This window comes from Streptomyces sp. NPDC058464 (assembly GCF_042721035.1).
Classification (GTDB): Bacteria; Actinomycetota; Actinomycetes; order Streptomycetales; family Streptomycetaceae; genus Streptomyces.
Map to the genome: position 1 here is coordinate 1 of NZ_JBHXMA010000064.1, position 17,800 is coordinate 17,800.

At 71.9% G+C, this 17,800-nt stretch carries 16 protein-coding genes; 11 read left to right on the top strand and 5 right to left on the bottom strand.

The window, feature by feature from the left end:
• Nucleotides 1-760: tetratricopeptide repeat protein (locus tag ACFWPQ_RS47350; protein ID WP_384050108.1), on the top strand; the 760-nt coding region annotated here is incomplete at its 5' end.
• A 100-nt stretch (nucleotides 761-860) separates the two neighbouring features.
• Here the strand turns inward: ACFWPQ_RS47350 and ACFWPQ_RS47355 are convergent.
• Together ACFWPQ_RS47355 and ACFWPQ_RS47360 are read right to left on the bottom strand one after the other, a co-directional pair.
• Entirely contained in the window at nucleotides 861-1,649 is a 789-nt protein-coding gene (locus tag ACFWPQ_RS47355) for an SAM-dependent methyltransferase (RefSeq protein ID WP_384050111.1), read from the bottom strand.
• 118 nt (nucleotides 1,650-1,767) lie between these two features.
• Nucleotides 1,768-2,457, bottom strand: a complete 690-nt coding sequence (locus ACFWPQ_RS47360) for a M24 family metallopeptidase (RefSeq protein WP_384050113.1) — start codon at nucleotides 2,455-2,457, stop codon at nucleotides 1,768-1,770.
• 135 nt (nucleotides 2,458-2,592) lie between these two features.
• Between ACFWPQ_RS47360 and ACFWPQ_RS47365 the strand changes: the two genes are divergently transcribed.
• The gene (locus tag ACFWPQ_RS47365; protein ID WP_384050116.1) at nucleotides 2,593-3,237 is read left to right on the top strand and encodes a molybdopterin-dependent oxidoreductase; all 645 of its coding nucleotides are present in this window, start codon (nucleotides 2,593-2,595) and stop codon (nucleotides 3,235-3,237) included.
• 52 nt (nucleotides 3,238-3,289) lie between these two features.
• Here the strand turns inward: ACFWPQ_RS47365 and ACFWPQ_RS47370 are convergent, their stop codons facing one another.
• Nucleotides 3,290-4,207: a winged helix-turn-helix transcriptional regulator gene (locus tag ACFWPQ_RS47370; RefSeq protein ID WP_384050118.1), complete on the bottom strand. Its 918-nt coding sequence runs from the start codon at nucleotides 4,205-4,207 to the stop codon at nucleotides 3,290-3,292.
• A gap of 100 nt (nucleotides 4,208-4,307) precedes the next feature.
• Between ACFWPQ_RS47370 and eno the strand changes: the two genes are divergently transcribed.
• Both eno and ACFWPQ_RS47380 read left to right on the top strand, forming a co-directional pair.
• Entirely contained in the window at nucleotides 4,308-5,591 is a 1,284-nt protein-coding gene (eno, locus tag ACFWPQ_RS47375) for a phosphopyruvate hydratase (protein ID WP_384050121.1), read from the top strand.
• 96 nt (nucleotides 5,592-5,687) lie between these two features.
• Nucleotides 5,688-6,110, top strand: coding sequence for a molybdopterin-binding protein (locus tag ACFWPQ_RS47380; RefSeq protein WP_384050124.1), 423 nt, complete (start codon nucleotides 5,688-5,690; stop codon nucleotides 6,108-6,110).
• A 50-nt stretch (nucleotides 6,111-6,160) separates the two neighbouring features.
• On the opposite strand, the gene ACFWPQ_RS47385 is transcribed toward ACFWPQ_RS47380, so the two are convergent.
• A complete protein-coding gene (locus ACFWPQ_RS47385) occupies nucleotides 6,161-6,919 on the bottom strand; it encodes a nuclear transport factor 2 family protein (RefSeq protein WP_384050126.1) in 759 nt (252 codons plus the stop codon).
• Nucleotides 6,920-7,017: 98 nt separating this feature from the next.
• Here ACFWPQ_RS47385 and ACFWPQ_RS47390 point away from each other — a divergent pair, with 98 nt between their 5' ends.
• Complete coding sequence (locus ACFWPQ_RS47390; RefSeq protein WP_384050129.1) at nucleotides 7,018-7,929, top strand: AraC family transcriptional regulator; 912 nt, start codon at nucleotides 7,018-7,020, stop codon at nucleotides 7,927-7,929.
• Between the two features lie 151 nt (nucleotides 7,930-8,080).
• On the opposite strand, the gene ACFWPQ_RS47395 is transcribed toward ACFWPQ_RS47390, so the two are convergent.
• The gene (locus ACFWPQ_RS47395) at nucleotides 8,081-9,067 is read right to left on the bottom strand and encodes a cytochrome c oxidase assembly protein (protein ID WP_384050132.1); all 987 of its coding nucleotides are present in this window, start codon (nucleotides 9,065-9,067) and stop codon (nucleotides 8,081-8,083) included.
• Between the two features lie 155 nt (nucleotides 9,068-9,222).
• Here ACFWPQ_RS47395 and ACFWPQ_RS47400 point away from each other — a divergent pair, with 155 nt between their 5' ends.
• The 6 genes from ACFWPQ_RS47400 to ACFWPQ_RS47425 all read left to right on the top strand — a co-directional run bounded on the left by ACFWPQ_RS47400 (nucleotide 9,223) and on the right by ACFWPQ_RS47425 (nucleotide 17,728).
• A complete protein-coding gene (locus tag ACFWPQ_RS47400) occupies nucleotides 9,223-9,792 on the top strand; it encodes a hypothetical protein (RefSeq protein WP_384050135.1) in 570 nt (189 codons plus the stop codon).
• Between the two features lie 155 nt (nucleotides 9,793-9,947).
• Entirely contained in the window at nucleotides 9,948-10,628 is a 681-nt protein-coding gene (locus ACFWPQ_RS47405; RefSeq protein WP_384050137.1) for a hypothetical protein, read from the top strand.
• A 362-nt stretch (nucleotides 10,629-10,990) separates the two neighbouring features.
• Complete coding sequence (gene pstC / locus ACFWPQ_RS47410; protein ID WP_384050140.1) at nucleotides 10,991-11,965, top strand: phosphate ABC transporter permease subunit PstC; 975 nt, start codon at nucleotides 10,991-10,993, stop codon at nucleotides 11,963-11,965.
• A 2-nt stretch (nucleotides 11,966-11,967) separates the two neighbouring features.
• Nucleotides 11,968-13,428 (top strand): phosphate ABC transporter permease PstA, encoded by a 1,461-nt coding sequence (gene pstA / locus ACFWPQ_RS47415; RefSeq protein WP_384050143.1) that lies wholly within the window; start codon nucleotides 11,968-11,970, stop codon nucleotides 13,426-13,428.
• A complete protein-coding gene (pstS, locus tag ACFWPQ_RS47420) occupies nucleotides 13,428-15,116 on the top strand; it encodes a phosphate ABC transporter substrate-binding protein PstS (RefSeq protein WP_384050146.1) in 1,689 nt (562 codons plus the stop codon). The genes pstA and pstS overlap by 1 nt, the downstream gene beginning before the upstream one ends.
• The gene (locus tag ACFWPQ_RS47425) at nucleotides 15,113-17,728 is read left to right on the top strand and encodes a hypothetical protein (protein ID WP_384050148.1); all 2,616 of its coding nucleotides are present in this window, start codon (nucleotides 15,113-15,115) and stop codon (nucleotides 17,726-17,728) included. The genes pstS and ACFWPQ_RS47425 overlap by 4 nt, the downstream gene beginning before the upstream one ends.
• Nucleotides 17,729-17,800 lie beyond the last annotated feature (72 nt).

Here is a 17,800-nt window from a genome sequence, read left to right on the forward strand (position 1 = left end):
CGAGCTGCTGGAGGACCGGCTACGGGTCCTGGGACCCGACCACCCCGACACCCTCACCACCCGGAGCAACCTCGCCCGTAGGCGGGGAGAGGCGGGCGATCCGGACGGCGCCGCCGCCGCGTTCGCCGAGCTGCTGGAGGACCGGCTACGGGTCCTGGGACCCGACCATCCCGACACCCTCACCGCCCGGCACAACCTCGCCCGTTGGCGGGGAGAGGCGGGAGATGCGGTCGACGCGTACGCCGCGTACGCCGAGCTGCTGGACGACTACCTGCGGGTGCTGGGACCCGACCACCCCAACACCCTCACCGCCCGGCACAACCTCGCCTTCTGGCGGGGAGAGGCGGGGGATCCGGCGGGTGCCGCCGCCGCGTTCGCCGAGCTGCTGGACGATCGGCTGCGGGTGGTGGGGCCCGACCACCCCGACACCCTCGCCGGCCGGAGCAACCTCGTCTTCTGGCAGGGGAAGGCAGGGGATCCGGCCGGCGCGTTCGCCGCGTACGCCGACCTGCTGGACGACTACCTGCGGGTGCTGGGACCCGACCACCCCGACACCCTCACCACCCGGCACAACCACGCCCATTGGCGGGGAGAGGCAGGGGATACGGCCGGCGCCGCCGCCGCGTTCGCCGAGCTGCTGGAGGACCGGCTACGGGTCCTGGGACCCGACCACCCCGACACCCTCGCCACCCGGGACAACCTCGACCTCGGGCAGCGGGGGGCTGAGGAAGGCGGAGAGGGCGGGGCAGGTACCGGCTGATGACGTGACCGCAAGGAAGAATCCCGCCGTGCGGCCGACCGGACCGTGGCTCGAAGCGGCACTTCAGTCGGGAGGGTCGGCCGGGATCCCCTCCTCGGCGTCAGCGGATGCGGGCCACTCCCGAGTAGATGCCGCTGCCCTCCGGTTCCGGGGCGGGGGCGGTGGCGAACCACTCCGTCGCCGTCACCAGGCCGGGCTGCACGAGGTCCAGGCCGTCGAAGAAGCGCTCGACCTCCGGGCGGGTGCGGAAGGCGAGCCGGATGCCGCCCCTGGCGTACTCGGCGACGACCTGTTCGACGAGGTCCGGGTACAGGTCCGAGGCAGCGTGCGACAGGATCAGGTAGCTGCCCGACGGGAGCGTGTCGACCAGGGCGCGGACTATGCCGTGGGCGCCCTGCTCGTCGCTGATGAAGTGCATCAGGGCGATGAGGGAGAGCGCGACCGGGCGGTCGAAGTCCAGGACGTGCCGGGCGTGCCGGACGATCGCCTCCGGGTCGCGCACATCGGCCTGGATGTAGTCGGTGGCCCCCTCCGGGCGGCTGATCAGCAGCGCCTCGGCGTGCCGGAGGACGATCGGGTCGTTGTCCGTGTAGACGACCTTGGCCGACGGCACGACGTTCTGCACGATCTGGTGCAGGTTCGGCTCGGTGGGGATTCCGGTGCCGATGTCCAGGAACTGGTCGATGCCCTGCCGGGCGAGCCAGGCGGCCGCCCGGTGCATGAACTGACGGTTCTGCCGGGCGGCGTCCCGCGCCTCGGGCGGCAGCTTCTCACCTACCGCCTCGTCGACCGGGTAGTTGTCCTTGCCGCCGAGCAGCCAGTCGTAGACCCGCGCGGGGTGGGCCCTGCTGGTGTCGATCGGCGGAGACGGCTGTGGGTCGGTCGTCATGGCAACTCCATCGCGCCGGTGAGAGGCAGAGAGCGAGTGAATGCGCGATGATCGTACTCACGCTTCCCATCTGCCTTGCGTCAGGGGCGACTTGAGAGGCACGCCGAACGCTTCCCGGTCAGAGGGTGAGCAGTTCCTCGTGGAAGCCGCCGAACTCCCGCTCCCGGTCGACGAGATGGATCTCCAGGATCCAGTGGCAGGCGCGCCCGGCCTTGTCGGTACGGCACAGGGCGGTGTCGTTGGCGGGGGCGATGTACGACTCCGTGTCGGCGCCGTCGATGGTCTCGTGCGGGAACTCGCCGACCAGGTGCCCGGCGTGCCAGCCGCCCAGCTCCCAGCCGGCCTCGGCGGCCAGCCGCTCCACCTCCGCGTACAGCTGCTTCCCCGTGATGTCCGGGTCGGCCTCGAAGAAGCGGCGCCCCGCGGCGAAGATCCTCGGCAGGTCGCCCCGCAGCCGGTGCTTGACCGGGTCGTCGCCGAGGACGAAGGTCCGGCCGAAGTCGGCCTCGTACTCCTCGAAGATCGGCCCGAAGTCGGCGAACACGATGTCGTCCGCGGCGATCACCCGGTCCGGCGGGTTCTCCCGGTACGGCTTGAGCGTGTTCGGCCCCGACCGCACGATCCGCTTGTGCCAGTGCCGGGTCGTGCCGAACAACTCGTTCGCAAGGTCGCGGACCCGGTCGCTGACCGCCCGCTCCCCCTCGCCCGGCGCGACCAGCCCGCGCTCCTCGATCTCCGTGAAGAGCCGCTCGGCCTTCGCCTGGGCATCCAGCAGTCGCGCCGCGCGCGTGGGTTCGTCGTCCGCCATGGCGCCGAACCTAACCAGCCGGGGATTCCACGGCAACGGGATTCCTCCGCTTACGCTGCACGGGCAGACACGCAGGTCGAGCAGGGCGCGACGAAGAGCAGACGAAGAGCGAACGAAGAGAAGAAGGTGCCGACCGTGGCCGACGGGCCGTCCTCCGGGGCCGGGATCTCCGGCCGCATCCCTCCCGGGCAGCGCCTGGTGCACGGCTGGCCCGTCTCGCACTACGGCCCCGTGCCCCGCTTCCGCCCCGAGCGCTGGAACCTGCGTGTCTTCGGCGCCACCGCCTCCGGCGGCACGCACGAGTGGACCTTCGACGACCTGGCCGCGCTCCCCCACGTCACGGTCGTGGCCGACCTGCACTGCGCGAGCGGACCGACGTCCACCGGGCACGAGTGGTACGGCATCCCCGCCGCCACCATGCTGGACGTGATCCCGCCGGCGCCCGGGGTCACGCACGTCATGGCCTGGGCGGAGTACGGCTACTCGGCCAACCTCCGCCTCGCCGACCTCACGTCACCGCACACCCTGATGGCCACCCACCACGACGGCGAACCGCTCACCGCCGAGCACGGCTTCCCGCTGCGCCTGGTGGTCCCGCACCTCTACGGCTACAAGAGCCCCAAATGGCTGCGGGGCATCGAGTACATGACGGCGGACCGGCGCGGCTTCTGGGAGGAGCGCGGCTACCACAACATCGCCGACGTCTGGCGGCAGCAGCGCTACTCCTACCAGGAGGAGGAGGGCGACGGCCCGCACGGCCCGCCGCCCGGCTCCCGCTGAGTCACTGAGCCGACGAGCCGACGATTCGGCGGCTCGCCCCCGGTCCGGTGGCTCAGCGGGTCCGGGCGCAGTCCGCGGCCAGCCGCAGGCTCTCCTCGACGGCGTGCGGGATGTCGGTGACCGGGAAGAGCGTGTGCCGTACGGTCCGTCCGGCGTCGACGACGAGGATCAGGCGCTTGTGCCGCAGCCGGCCCGCGCCGCGGAAGACCGGCAGCCGCAGCGCCGCGGCCAGCTGCTGGGCGGCGTCGGAGAGGAGCGGGTAGGGGAGCCGCTCGGCTCGGGCGAACTCCTGTTGTTCGTAAGGGAGTTGGGTGCTGGTGCCGCGCAGCTGCACGCCCGCGCGGCGGAAGTCGGGCCAGGCGTCCCGGAAGAGCCGGTTCTCCAGGGTGCAGCCCGCGGCGCCGGGGATCGGGCCCCATTCGACGCCGGTCCCGGGATAGGTGAACAGCACGGTGGCGGGGGCGTCCGGTGAGATCACGGGAACATCCCCGCCGTCGGGACCGGGACCGGGACCGGTCCCCGCCGTCCCCGCCGCCCCCGCCGTCTCCGCCGTCCCGGGCAGTTCGAGGCCGTCCGGCAGGCGGGTGCCGGGCAGGGCGTGGACGCGGGCGTGTTCGGCGCCGTCCGGGTCCGCCGTCGCGGTGAGGGTGCCGTCGCCGAGCACCCACCGGTCGCCCCAGTCCTGCATGGCGACGAGCAGCGGGAGCAGCGCCGTACCGGCGTCGGTGAGCAGGTACTCGTAGCGCACCGGGCGCCGCTGGTACAGGCTGCGCCGCAGGACGCCCTGGGCGACCAGCCCGCCGAGCCGCTCGGTGAGCACCTTGCGGGACAGGCCGATCTCGGCGGCCAGGGCGTCGAACCGGACGTGCCCGCGGGCGACCTCCCGCAGCACCAGCACGTTCCACCAGTCCCCCAGGACCAGCGCGGCCTGGGCGACGCCACACGTCTCGTCGGCGTTGTGCATCCTCATGCGTCCATAGTAAGTTCCCTTTCGGGACTCACTTTGTTTCTGAATGGAACTTATCGCTCGCCGGTGCGAGAACCGCGGGCCCTGCGTGAGGAGTTGCACCGTGACCGCCATCAGCCGCGTCGTCGCCCGGGAGATCATCGACAGCCGGGGCAACCCCACCGTCGAGGTGGACGTGGAACTCAGGGACGGTTCGCTCGGCCGCGCGGCCGTCCCGTCGGGAGCCTCCACCGGCGCCCGGGAGGCCGTGGAGCTCAGGGACGGCGACCCGGCCCGCTTCCACGGCAAGGGAGTGCTGCGCGCGGTCGACGCCGTGAACGAGAGCGTCGCGGACGCCGTCGTCGGTCTCGACGCCGAGGACCAGGCGGTCGTCGACCGTACGATGATCGAGCTGGACGGCACCGACACCAAGTCCCGGCTCGGCGCCAACGCCCTGCTCGGCGTCTCCCTGGCCACCGCCAAGGCCGCGGCCGCCGCCCACCGCCTCCCGCTGTACCGCTACGTCGGCGGGGTCGACGCCCGCCTCCTGCCGGTCCCGATGATGAACATCGTCAACGGCGGCGCCCACGCCGACAACCCGCTCGACTTCCAGGAGTTCATGATCGCGCCGATCGGTGCGGCGACCTTCGCCGAGGCCGTCCGGATGGGCTCGGAGGTCTTCCACACCCTGCGCGGCAACCTGCTCGCCGCCGGCCACAGCGTGAACGTCGGCGACGAGGGCGGCTTCGCCCCCGACCTGCGCACCGCCGAGGAGGCCCTGGACTTCGTCGTACGGGCCATCGAGCAGACCGGCTACAAGCCCGGCACCGACATCACCCTGGTCATGGACCCGGCCAGCTCGGAGTTCTTCCGCGACGGGGTGTACGACTACACCGGCGAGGGCGTCCGCCGCACCCCCGCCGAGCACGCCGGGTACCTGGCCTCGCTGGTCGACCGCTACCCGGTCGCCTCCGTCGAGGACCCGATGGCCGAGGACGACCACGCCGGCTGGCGCGACCTGACCGCCCGGCTCGGCGACCGCTGCCAGCTCACCGGCGACGACGTCTTCTGCACCAACGAGACCCTGCTGCGGGCCGGCGTCCGCGACGGCATCGCCAACTCGATCCTGGTGAAGGTCAACCAGATCGGCACCCTCACCGAGACCCTGGCCACCGTCGCCACCGCCCACCGGGCGGGGTACACCGTCGTCATGTCCCACCGCTCCGGCGAGACCGAGGACACCACCATCGCCGACCTCGCCGTCGCCACCGGCTGCGGCCAGATCAAGACCGGGTCGCTGTCCCGTGCCGACCGCACCGCCAAGTACAACCAGCTCGTCCGGATCGAACAGGACCTGGGTTCCCAGGCCCGCTACGCGGGCGCCGCGGCACTGGGCCTGCGCCGCTGAACCGGCCCGGCGGCCGAACCCGCTAACTTGGGGAGCCGGAGTCGTCACAAACTCCACCGAACCAGCTCTTTTCCCATCCCCATGAGGCGGCGCGTCATGAGCCTGAGCATCCGCAACCAGATCCCCGGCACCGTCACCGCCGTCACCCCGGGCGAGGTGATGGCGACCGTGAAGGTCCGGCTCGACGGCGGCCAGGAGCTCACGGCCGCGATCACCCTGGAGGCGGTCCGGGAGCTGGGGCTCGCCGAGGGTTCGGCCGTACGCGCGATGGTGAAGTCCACCGAGGTCGCGCTCGCCACCGGCCGGGTGCCGGGCGTCTCCATCCGCAACCAGCTGCCCGGCACGGTCAGCGACGTGGCCACCGGCGGGGCGATGGCCACGGTCAAGGTCGCCATGGCCGGAGGCCAGGCCCTCACCGCGGCGATCACCAAGGACGCGGTCGGCGACCTCGGCCTGACGGCCGGTGCGCCGGTCGTGGCGCTGATCAAGGCGACCGAGGTGTCCCTCGCGACCGTGTGACCGCGTGCCGACGTGGCCGCGCGACCGCGCCCGGTCCGGGACGGGGCCGGTCAGAACAGCCCGTTGGTGTGCGGGAGTTCGGCCGGGATCGGGGCGATGACGTCCCAGTGCTCGACGATCCTGCCGTCCGCCACCCGGAACAGGTCCCAGTAGGCGACCGGGACGCCGAACTCGCCCTCGGACTGGAGCAGGACCAGGTCGCCCTCGGCGACGACCTGGTGGACCGTCTTGTAGACGAGGTTCTTGCCCTGCTCCGCCCACTTGGCGGCCGCCGCGCCGAAGCCGTCCAGGCCGTCGGCGGCCTCCGGGTTGTGCTGGCGGTAGGTGTCGGTGGAGATGTAGTCGGTCAGGACCGAGTAGTCGGCACCGACGAGCACCTTCTGCGCGAACTCGGCCACCAGCGCGCGGTTGGCCTCCGTCCGGTCCGGGTCCGCCGGCGCGCTCGGGCCGTCCGTCTGGGAGCGACCCGAGGCGGTGTCCGTGACCACCGGCGTCAGCGCGTCCCAGTGCTCGGCCAGCCGTCCGTACGCGTCGACCCGGAACAGGTCGAACGCCACCAGCGGTACGGGGCCGAAGCCGTGGTACGTGCCGTGCAGCGCCACCAGGTCACCGTCGGCGATCACCCGAGCACCCTCGTAGCGGAAGTCCTCCGCAAGGCCCGCCACCAGCGTGCGCAGCGCCTCCGGGCCGTCCGCCGCCAGACTGCTGTGCTGACGGTAGTCAGCGGCCACCCAGCGGTCCACCGCGCCCGGGTCGCGGTCCCCGAACAACTCGCCTGCGGCCTTGAGGACGATGTCCTTGCTGCTCATGACCATGTCTCCGATCTGGGAACTCTCGCCGACGTGCGTCCGTCGGCACGTCCCCCACTCTCCCGGCGGGCGGGGCCGCGCGCACGGTAGAGTCGGGCATGGCCATGGTCGAAACGGGACAACCTTCGGTGCCGCCGGTACTCGAACGGGGTTATCGCAACCCCACCCGGCCCGGACTGGGTCTGGAGCTGCTGGCCTTCGCCGACCTGCGCCGCAGACTGCCGGGCGACGAGTACCGGCGGGTCCACCGGCCCGACTTCCACCACCTCACCCTGGTCCACCGCGGCCACGGCACCGCCATGGTCGACTTCGTCGACCGTCCGTGCCGGCCGGGCACCCTGCTGCACATCCGCCCCGGCCAGGTGCAGCGCCTGCCCACGGCGGCCGACGGCACCCCCGCCGACCTCGACGCCACCCTGGTCCTGTTCACCCCGGACTTCCCGCCCCGGCTCCCGGCGACCGCCCGCGTCACCGACGACCCCGTCGGCCCGGCCGCCTGGCAGCTCGACCCCGCCGACCACGACCGCTTCCGCCACGCGTTCGCCGAACTGGCCCGGGAATACGGCGCGTACACGGCGGGGGACGAGGACTCCGAGATCACCAGGGAGCTGCTGCGCCAGCTCCTCGCCGCCGTGCTCCTGCGCACGGCGCGGCTGCCCGGCCCCGGGGGGCCCGCGCCGGTGCCGGCCGCGCAGGAGCCGTACCGCCTCTTCCAGCACGAGCTGGAGCGTTCCTTCACCACCCTGCGCCAGGCCCACGAGTACGCCGACCGGCTCGGCTACTCCCTCAAGACCCTCAACCGCGCGTGCCGGCGCGCCACCGGTCACACCGCCAAACAGCTCGTCGACGCCCGCGTCGCCCTGGAGGCGAAGCGGCTGCTGGCCCACACCGACCTGCCCGTCGCCGCCGTCAGCCACCGGCTCGGCTTCACCGAGCCGACCAACTTCAGCAAGTTCTTCACCCGGGAGGCCGGGCTTACGCCGGGGGCCTTCCGGGCCGACCAACGCTAGGCGCTTCGCTGGGGTGGCCGTGGTGGGTCGTCGTTCGGCTGCGGCGCGGTGGGGGCTGGTCGCGCCCACGCGGCGGTAGCCGCATATGCAATACAGCCCCGCGCCCCCCAGGCGGCGGCTGCGCCGCCGATCTGGGGGCGCGGCCGGACGGTCACTTCTCGCCGTGCTGGCGGCGGATTCTCGCTGCCACCTCGTTCTCCTCCGTCTCCCACCAGGGGCGGACCCGGTCGGCGGCGGGGGCGGGGGCGGGGGCCGAGGCGGAGGTGGCCGTCGCCGGGACCGCCGCGAGCTGTTCGTCCAGGTGGCGGTCGAGGGCCGCCGTCTGGACGCGTTCCGTGCGGGCCCACTGGAACAGGATCGCCAGCAGGAACGGCAGCGCGACCAGTTCGGCGATGCCCAGCATCGCGCCGCCGCCGATCTGCTGGTCGTACCGGACGTCGGGGGCCCAGGACGGGTGGTGGTGCAGGTACCACGCGCCGGCGATCAGCGTGCCGTGCGTCATGACGACGAGTCCCGGGACGGCGTCGATCACACCGTCCAGGAAGACCAGGGCCGCCCGCACCGGATGGGTGCACCAGGCCGGCAGGGTCTCCTCGCGGGTCAGGACCGGTACGACGAAGAGGCTGCCCGCCACCAGCAGGTGCAGGTACATCAGCTCGTGCAGCCAGCCCACGCGCAGCGCGGTGGCGAAGTACGGGGTGAAGTAGACCGTCAGCTCGGTGGCGAGCACGAGGGCCGTGCTGACCAGGGGGAAGGTCAGGAGCCGGACCAGGCGGCCGGTCATCGCACGGCGGACCCGCGCCGCGGCGCCCGCCGGCAGCGCCGCCACCGCCAGCCGCAGCGGGTCGCCCAGGGCCAGGCCGAGCGGGGCCACCAGGTCGAGCAGGATGTTCTGCACGGCCGCGGGCCAGAACAGCACATGGTCGTAGACGGCCAGGCCCGACATCGTCGCGACGACCAGCGCGCCCAGGCCCAGCGCCGCGAAGGCGGCGGCCCGGGCCGACGACCAGGACCCGCCCCCGCCGCGCACCCGCAGCACGCCCCAGCCGTACAGCCCGCCCAGGGCCAGGACCAGTAGCAGCGCCGGCAGATCCAGCTGCCACGACGTCAGCAGCCGGCCCACGGTCAGCTCGGCCATCCGGCACACCCTCCTTCGATCGGGGACGAAACGGGTCAGGTCAGGTCCACTGCGCGACGGTATACCCGACCTGCCCCGGCCCGGCATCGGGGCTCGGGCAGAATCGGCGGGATCGCCGGACGGTGATCGGCGCAGTTCACAAAGGTGGGGGATCCATGTTCGGAAAGCGGCTCATAGTGAGCGGAGCAATTGCGATTCTGATCGGCACGCTCGGTGCGTGTTCCGGGGGCGGGGACGGGAACGGAGTCGACGACGGCATCGGCTACGAACAGGACAGCAGCGGGACGGGGACGGGAACCGGCGCCACCGGCAGCGGGACGGGCACCGGCTCCGCCTCGGACGACACCGTCCACGGCCTGAAGGACTCCGTCCGGCACGTCGCGGCGAAGACCGTCCGGGCCACCCGGCCCCACCCGGTCAGGAAGTGCTCCACCGCGACGCGCCGGGTCCGGCACACCTCCAGCAGCGGAACCGGCAGCCGACGCACGACCCGTACCTGGTACACGACCGAGCGGTACCGGTCCTGTACCAAGGTCCGCAGCGGCACCGAGACGTACCGGAAGACCGTCCGCACCGAGAAGTGGTGCGTGGAGCTGGACGACGTGAACGGCGACAAGCGGCGGGACGACGTCTGGTACGAGGTCGGCCGTTCGGTCTACGGCGACGCCCGGGCCGCGGACGACCGCGCCCGGCTGGAGTTCTCCCCGGTCGCCGAGGGCTGCTGAGCCGTCCGCCGCCGCGTCACAGTTCTGTGCCGGGCCGCGGTGATCCTTGTTCGCTTTCGTTCGACCGTGCTTAAGGTGATCACCGCGGCCTGCGGATCTTGACCACCTTCTCCGCCGCCGCACAGGGGACGCAGAGATCACGGGGGCTTTTCATCATGGGGGAACGATTCGTCATGCCCCGGCGCCTGCGGACGCGGCCCGTCGCCGCGCTGCTGGCCGCCGCCGGGATCGTCGCCGGGGTGCTGGTCGGCAGGCCGGGGCTGGAGTCGGTGGCGGGGTGCGGGACGTCGGGGGACCCGTATCCGTCGCAGACCGCGAAGGACTGGGTGTCGTACGCCGACCACGTCGTCGTCGCCAGTCCGACCGGGGAGCGGGAGACGAACCGACGGACCTACGCCAAGGGGGCCGTGGCCTACGCGACGGACCGGCTGGTGAGCTTCCGGACGGAGAGCAGGCTCTGGTCACGCAGCTCGCCCCGGCACGCGCTCGGCGCCGGCTTCGACATGGTGGCCCCCGGCTGGGAGGTCTACCGGTCCTCCGGCACCCGCGTCGCCGAGATGGCGACCGACGCGCCCCGCCTCCAGGCCGGCCACACCTATCTGCTCGCCCTGCGCTGGCACGAGGGCGGCTGGGTGGTCCTCGGCGAGGGCGGGGCCGTGCCCTTCGACGACCACACCGGCGACCAGGGCGAGTGGTGCGGACGCGTGCTGAGCAAGGAGGACGTCGCCGAGGGCGAGCGCTTCTCCCGGCACGACGACCACAGTCTGGAGAAGGCGCTGCTGGGGCAGGACGAGCAGGCCGTCAAGAGCGCCCTGGACCGCGCCGGCCGCGGCTGAACCTCGCCCGCCGCCCGTTCGAATCCGGCCACAGGCCGGCCCGACCTCCCCGCCCCCAGGCCGAGGGCGCGCGATCCGACCGAACTCGCCCTGCCCGCACGCCACGTGAGCGTTGGGGGCGCCTCGGGGACCTCGTCCCGCCTGACCCTCCAGTACACAGCCACCCACATCTCCCCCACCGAAATGGCATGAACAGTTCACCTGTTCTCCATGTTCGACGCGTTGGTGCGCAAGGAACCGGCCATTGACTCTCGGTCGCGGCACCCCGATTCGGAGCCGCGTGGGGAGTCATCGCTTCGTATAGGGGGGGCACCGTGGTGTCCGCGCTCAAGGGTTCCGCCGGGGCGGAATCCGAAAGACCCGTGCCCAGGCAGCTGTCGGCCGCCCGGGGGCTCGGGGACCGGATCTTCCGGGTCCAGTTGACGGCCTCCGGCGTCATCGTCCTCGCCATTATGGCTGCCGTAGGGCTGTTCCTGCTGCTCCGGGCCGGACAGGCGCTGCGCACCAGAGGGATCTGGGACTTCCTCACCACCGCCGAATGGCAGCCGGACGTCCACCGCTTCGGTATCGCGGCCGTGCTCACCGGCACCCTGCTCATCGCCGCCGTGGCCGTCACGATCAGCGTGCCGCTGGCCCTCGGGACCGCCCTGTTCATCTCGGACGTCGCGCCCCGCCCGCTGCGCCGCACGCTGGTCTCGATGGTCGACCTGATGGCCGCCGTGCCGTCCGTGGTCTACGGCCTGTGGGGCCTCTTCTTCCTCCAGCAGCATGTGATCGGGCTGTCCCGGTGGCTGTCGGACTGGTTCGGGTGGATCCCGTTCCTGCACGTCGACGGCACCCAGCCGGGCGAGCCGCTCGCCTCCCAGAGCGTCTACACCGCCTCCACCTTCGTGGCCGGCATCGTCGTGGCCCTGATGGTCGCGCCGATCCAGTGCTCGGTGATGCGCGAGGTGTTCGCGCAGGCGCCGGCCGGTGAACGGGAGGGTGCCTACGCGCTCGGCGCCACCCGCTGGGGCATGATCCGCGCGGTCGTGCTGCCGTACGGCATGGGCGGGATCATCGGCGGCACGATGCTGGGCCTTGGCCGGGCCCTGGGCGAGACCATCGCGGTCTACCTGATCATCTCCCCGGTCTTCACCATCCAGCCGCACATCCTGCAGACCGGCTCGAACTCCGTCTCCTCCCTCATCGCCCTGCACTACGGCGATGCCTCCACCTTCGGCATGTCGGCGCTGATGGCCGCGGGCCTGGCGCTGTTCCTGCTCACCCTGGCGGTCAACTTCACCGCCTCCTCGATCGTGGCCCGGTCACGGTCCGGCGCACAGAGCGAGGCGTGACGATGACCGTCGTAGACCTTGAGAAGGGCGCTCCCCAGGACGCCCCGCAGGGGGCCCCGCAGGACGCTCCGCAGGACGCCGCCCCGAGCGCTTCCACGGAGACCGGGGTCGCCGCGTCGCCCGACGTGCCGCGCCGGATCGGCGGGGTCACCCGCTCCGGTGTGCTGTCGGTGTTCGGCGCCGCCGCCTCCGGCCTGTGCGTCGCCGTCCTGCTCTTCGGCGAACTCGCACCGTTCTCCGGCGCATTGGGGTTCTTCGTCACCGTTTACCTGGCTTTCCTAGGTATCTACGCGGTGTTGACAGGGCTTGAGGAGGACGGACAAGCGGTCCGGGACCGGGTGATGACCGTCGTCCTGTGGTCGGCGGGCGGGCTGATGTTCGCCGCGCTCACGATGGTCGTCGGCTTCACCGCGTGGCGCGGCCGGGAGGCCCTGCCGCACGCCAACTTCTTCACCCAGGACATGCAGGCGGCGGGCCCGCTCGACCCGCTGACGCACGGCGGCATCGCGCACGCCATGCTCGGCACGCTCATCATGATCGCGATCGCGCTGACGATCACGGTCCCGCTGGGCCTGGCCTGCGCGGTGTACCTCAACCAGATCCCCGGCCGCTTCTCCCGCTTCGTCCGCACGATCGTCGAGGCGATGACCGCGCTGCCGTCGATCGTGGCCGGTCTGATGGTGTACGCCGTCTGGATCCTCAACCTCGGCATGCAGAAGTCGGGTCTGGCGGCGGGCTTCGCGATCAGCGTGATGATGCTGCCGATCGTGATCCGCGCGGCGGACGTCGTGCTGCGCCTGGTCCCCGGCACCCTCACGGAGGCGTCCGAGGCGCTCGGCGCCCCGCGCTGGCGGACGGTGTGGCACGTGGTCCTGCCGACGGCCCGCTCGGGCCTCGCCACCGCCGTCATCCTGGGCACCGCCCGCGGTATCGGCGAGACCTCCCCGGTCCTGCTCACGGCGGGCTTCACGGCGGCGCTCAACGGCGACCCGACGAGCGGCCCGATGGTCTCCCTCCCGCTGGCCGTCTTCAACTTCGTCAAGTCCCCCGAGCCCACGATGATCGCGCGCGGCTTCGGCGCGGCGGCGGTCCTGATGGCGCTGGTCCTGGTCCTCTTCGTCATCGCCCGGGTGATCGGTGGCCGCGGCCCCGGCCACCAGAACAAGCGCCAGGCGAGGCGAGCGGCGAGGGCGTCCCGCCGGGACACCACGAGATTCGCCGAGCTCCACACGCCGGGGCTGCAGTTGTTCGAGACCGGTGACCGTGACGACTCCGGCGAGAGCAACGAACCCAGGGGCGCGGGGCTGCATCAATCAGCGGCTCCGCCGCGGAGCGCGACCAGCCCCGACGCACCCGCGGCCGACAACGGCGAGCAAGCCCCCGAAGACAACGCACCCGCACCCGCCGACGGCGATTCCCGTGCGGATGGGAACACAGACCCCGCTTCAGGAGACAGTCACTGATGTCCAGCCAAGTCATCAACGCCCTCCGACGGCTGGGCATCCTGGCCGCACTCATAGGCATCCTCGGCACCATCGCCGGTACCCCGGCCGTCGCGGACAGCTACACGCCCATCGCCGGCGCCGGCTCCACCTGGGCCGAGAACGCCGTCGACGAATGGCGTCGCGCCGTCAACCAGTACGGCATGCGCATCAGCTACGCCGGCACCGGCTCCTCCGACGGCCGCCGCCAGTTCCTCTCCGGCACCGTCGACTTCGCGGTCTCCGACATCCCGTTCCAGACGAACCCCACCGACGGCAGCGCGGCGGAGCGCCCGGCCTCCGGGTCGTACGCCTACATGCCGATCGTGGCCGGCGGCACGGTGTTCATGTACCACCTCACCGTCAACGGCAAGAAGGTCACCAACCTCCGCCTCTCCGGCGACGTGGTCACCAAGATCTTCACCGGGGTCATCAAGACCTGGGACGACCCGGTCATCAAGGCCGACAATCCGGGGCTGCAACTCCCCCACCGCACCATCGTCCCCGTCGTCCGCTCCGACGGCTCCGGCTCCACCGCCCAGTTCACGATGTGGATGGCGAACCAGCACAAGTCGCTGTGGAACGCCTACTGCGCCAAGGTCGGCCGCTCGGGGGCGTGCGGGCAGACGTCGTACTACCCGACCGTCTCCGGCATGATCGCCCAGTCCGGTGACCTCGGCGTCGCCGGTTACGTCGCCCAGAACTACGGCGAGGGCGCGATCGGGTACGTCAACTACTCGTACGCGCTCAACGCGCACTACCCGGTCGCCAAGATCCTGAACCACGCGGGCTACTACACCGAGCCCACCCCGCAGAACGTGGCGGTCTCGCTGCTCAAGGCGAAGATCAACACCAACAAGAGTTCCGCGGACTACCTCACCCAGCAGCTCGACGGCGTCTACAACGACAGCGACAGGCGCAACTACCCGCTGTCCAGCTACTCGTACATGATCCTGCCGCTGAAGGTGCAGGGCACCTTCACCAAGGCCAAGGGCAAGACGCTCGGGGCGTTCTCGTACTACTTCATGTGCCAGGGCCAGCAACAGGCGCCGAAGCTCGGCTACTCGCCGCTCCCGATCAACCTCGTCCAGGCCGGCTTCGACCAGATCCGCCGGATCCCGGGCGTGCAGGCGCAGAACGTCAACATCAAGAACTGCAACAACCCGACCTTCACGGCCAACGGCGAGAACAAGCTCGCGCAGACCGCGCCCTACCCGGCCGCCTGTGACAAGAAGGGTGCCGCGCCCTGCACCAGCGGCAGCGGTGGCGCCACGACCAGCTCCGGCAACGGCGGCGGCGGTTCCACCGGCGGCTCGACCGGCTCCACCGGCACCGGCTCCAGCGGCGGTTCCACCGGCGGCTCCGGCTCGGCCGGCGGCAACAGCGCCCAGCCCTCCGTCGACCCCGACACCGGCCAGACCATCTCTCCCGACGGCACCACGGGTTCCGCCTCCGGCGGCACCGGCGCGGGCGCCGACGGCACGGTGGCCCTCGCCCAGCCGGTCGCCGTGGCCACCGCGCACGGCTGGACCGGCACCCAGACGCTGATGCTGCTGGCCGCGGTCCTGGTCTTCGGCCTGCTCCTGCTGCCCTCGCTGGTCTCCCGCCTGGTCGGCACCAAGGCCAACGGCACCGGCAACAGCCGCTCCGACGACGGGAGTTCGCGATGAGACGCACCCGGATACGCAACGCGCTGATACGCCTGCTGGCCGGCGCCACCGTCGGCGCGCTCGCCGGACTCGCGGTCGCCCAGACCGCCCCCACGGCCGCCGCGGCCACCGACTCCGCCGTGACCGTCTCCGGGCGCGGCGAGTTCAAGGACATGAAGTTCACGGTCAGCCAGACGAAGAACCTCACCAGCCAGGCCGTCACGGTGAGCTGGACCGGCGGCACGCCGACCACGTTCGCGGGCACGCAGTTCAACACCGACTTCGTGCAGATCATGCAGTGCTGGGGCGACGACGACGGCACGGTCCCGTCCAACCCGGGCCCGGCGCGCACCCAGTGCCAGTACGGCGCCTCGCCGACCACCGGCCGCTCCACCTGGCCGGGCAACGGCCAGGACGACACCCGGCAGGTCTTCTACAACGCCGACCCCACCAACTACGGCCAGGACAACCGGTACGGCGCTGCCAACCCGAACGCCGGCGGCGAGGTCCCCTTCAAGTCGGTCGACGGCACCACGATCACCACGAACACCCAGAACAACGCCTACTACAGCTACAACACCACCAACGAGATCGACTTCGCCCGCACCGGCGCCGGCGGCACCGGCAAGGAGTTCTTCGAGGTCCAGACCGCCAACGAGGCACCCCACCTCGGTTGCGGCGTCCCCGTCACCACCAACGGCGTCACCAAGCCCCGCTCCTGCTGGCTGGTGATCGTGCCGCAGGGCCATCTGGACCTGGACGGCAAGCCGTACGCGGACCAGAGCCAGGTCAACGCGGGCTCCCCGGTCTCCTCCACCAACTGGAAGAACCGGATCGCGGTCAAGCTGAACTTCAACAGCGTCGGCAACAACTGCGCCCTCGGCGCCGACGAACGCCCCACCACCGGCAGCGAGCTGGCCGCCGACGCGATGACCAGCTGGCAGGCCCAGCTCTGCTCGGTCGGCAAGGTGTTCGGCTACACCGAGCTCGGCGAGCCGGACACCCGGTCCCGGGTGATCGCGGACGGTTCCTCCGGACTCGCCTTCACCACCCGGAAACTGGGGGCGGATCCGGCCGCGCCGGCGCCGTCGGGTACGACGACGTACGCGCCGGTCGCGCTCTCCGGAGCCGTCATCGGGTTCACGATCGAACGCAGATCCTCGTCCGACGCACCCAAGTCCGAACAGAAACTCGACGGCACCAAGGTCGAGTCCATCAAGCTGAACCCCCGACTGGTCGCCAAGCTGCTCACCGAGTCGTACCGCAGCTCCACCTGGGGTTCGGTCATCAACGGCACGGCGGCCAAGGGATACGGCTGGGCGAAGAAGAACCCGTCCGGACTCGCCACGGACCCGGAGTTCCTGGCGCTGAACCCGGAGTTCGCGTACCTGTCGGTCGCCGAGACTCCGGCCACCGACACCGACCTGCTGACCTCGCTCGGCCACTCCGACACCGCCCGCGCGATCTGGCAGTGGATCTACGCCGACAAGGACGCCCGGCAGTTCCTCGCCGGTGTCCCCGACGACGACGGCATGCGGGTCAACCCGTACTACAGCACCAACGCGGATCTGAACCCGCTCAACATCGCCTTCGACCCGTCGAACACCGACGAGTACCCGAAGAGCGACCCGTGGTGCACGGTCCCGCCCGGCTCGGACGCACCCTCCACGAACAAGCAGTGCATGATCGACTTCCACCCCTACGTGGAGGACATGCACGCCGGCGCCCTGCACGCCCGCCGCGCGGACGTCCTGTGGAAGTCCACCTGGGACCCGCTGGCCACCCCGCCCACGTACAAGACCGCGGGCCCGCAGATCGTCGGTTCGCGCTTCGTCATCACCATCACGGACGCCGCCTCGGCCGCCCGCTACGGCCTCCAGACAGCCGAGCTGAAGAACTCCGCGGGCAAGTACGTGGCCCCGACCACGGCCGGCCTGACCGCGGCCGCCGCGACCGCCACCGGCACCGGCGTCGCCGAGATCACCCCGGCGAACGCCACGGCGAAGGACGCCTACCCGCTGGCCGAGCTGGTCTACGCGGCGGTCCGTCCCGGCAAGGTGACCAAGGCGGCCCGCCAGGACTACGCGGCCCTGCTGCGGTACGCCTCGGCCACCGGCCAGACGCCGGGCGCCGACCCGGGCCGACTGCCCGAGGGCTACGCCCCGCTCTCCTCGAAGCTGCGCGCCCAGACCGCCAAGGCGGCGAACGCGCTGCTCGCCTACACCGGACCGACCTCCACCGGCAGCGGCTCGGCCGACGGCGGCGGCACCGACACCAGCGGCGGTGCCCCGTCCGGCACCGACGGCGTCGACGGCGGCACGACCGGGGGCACCGGCACGGGCACGCCGACCGACGGCTCCAGCACCTCGCCCAGCGCCAAGCCGTCCTTCGACGGCGGCAAGGCGCTGGAGACCACCGCGGCCGGCAACACCCCGGCCGACCCGGCCAACCCGCTGAAGTACGCCGTCCCGGTCGGCGCCGCGCTCGGTGCGGTCGCCGGGGTCGGCGCCCCCTTCGCGGGCGGCAACCGGCTGCGGCTGCCGCTGCGCCTCCCGCTGCCCGGCGGGCGGACCGTGACCGTCGTACCCGAACTACCGGAGCTGTCACGGCGACTGCGCCGACTGCTCCCGTAGCCCCCGAGCGCCTCGCGCGCTCCCCACAGACGGCCGCCCGCCCCGAAAGGCAGTCGGGGCGGACGGCCCGCA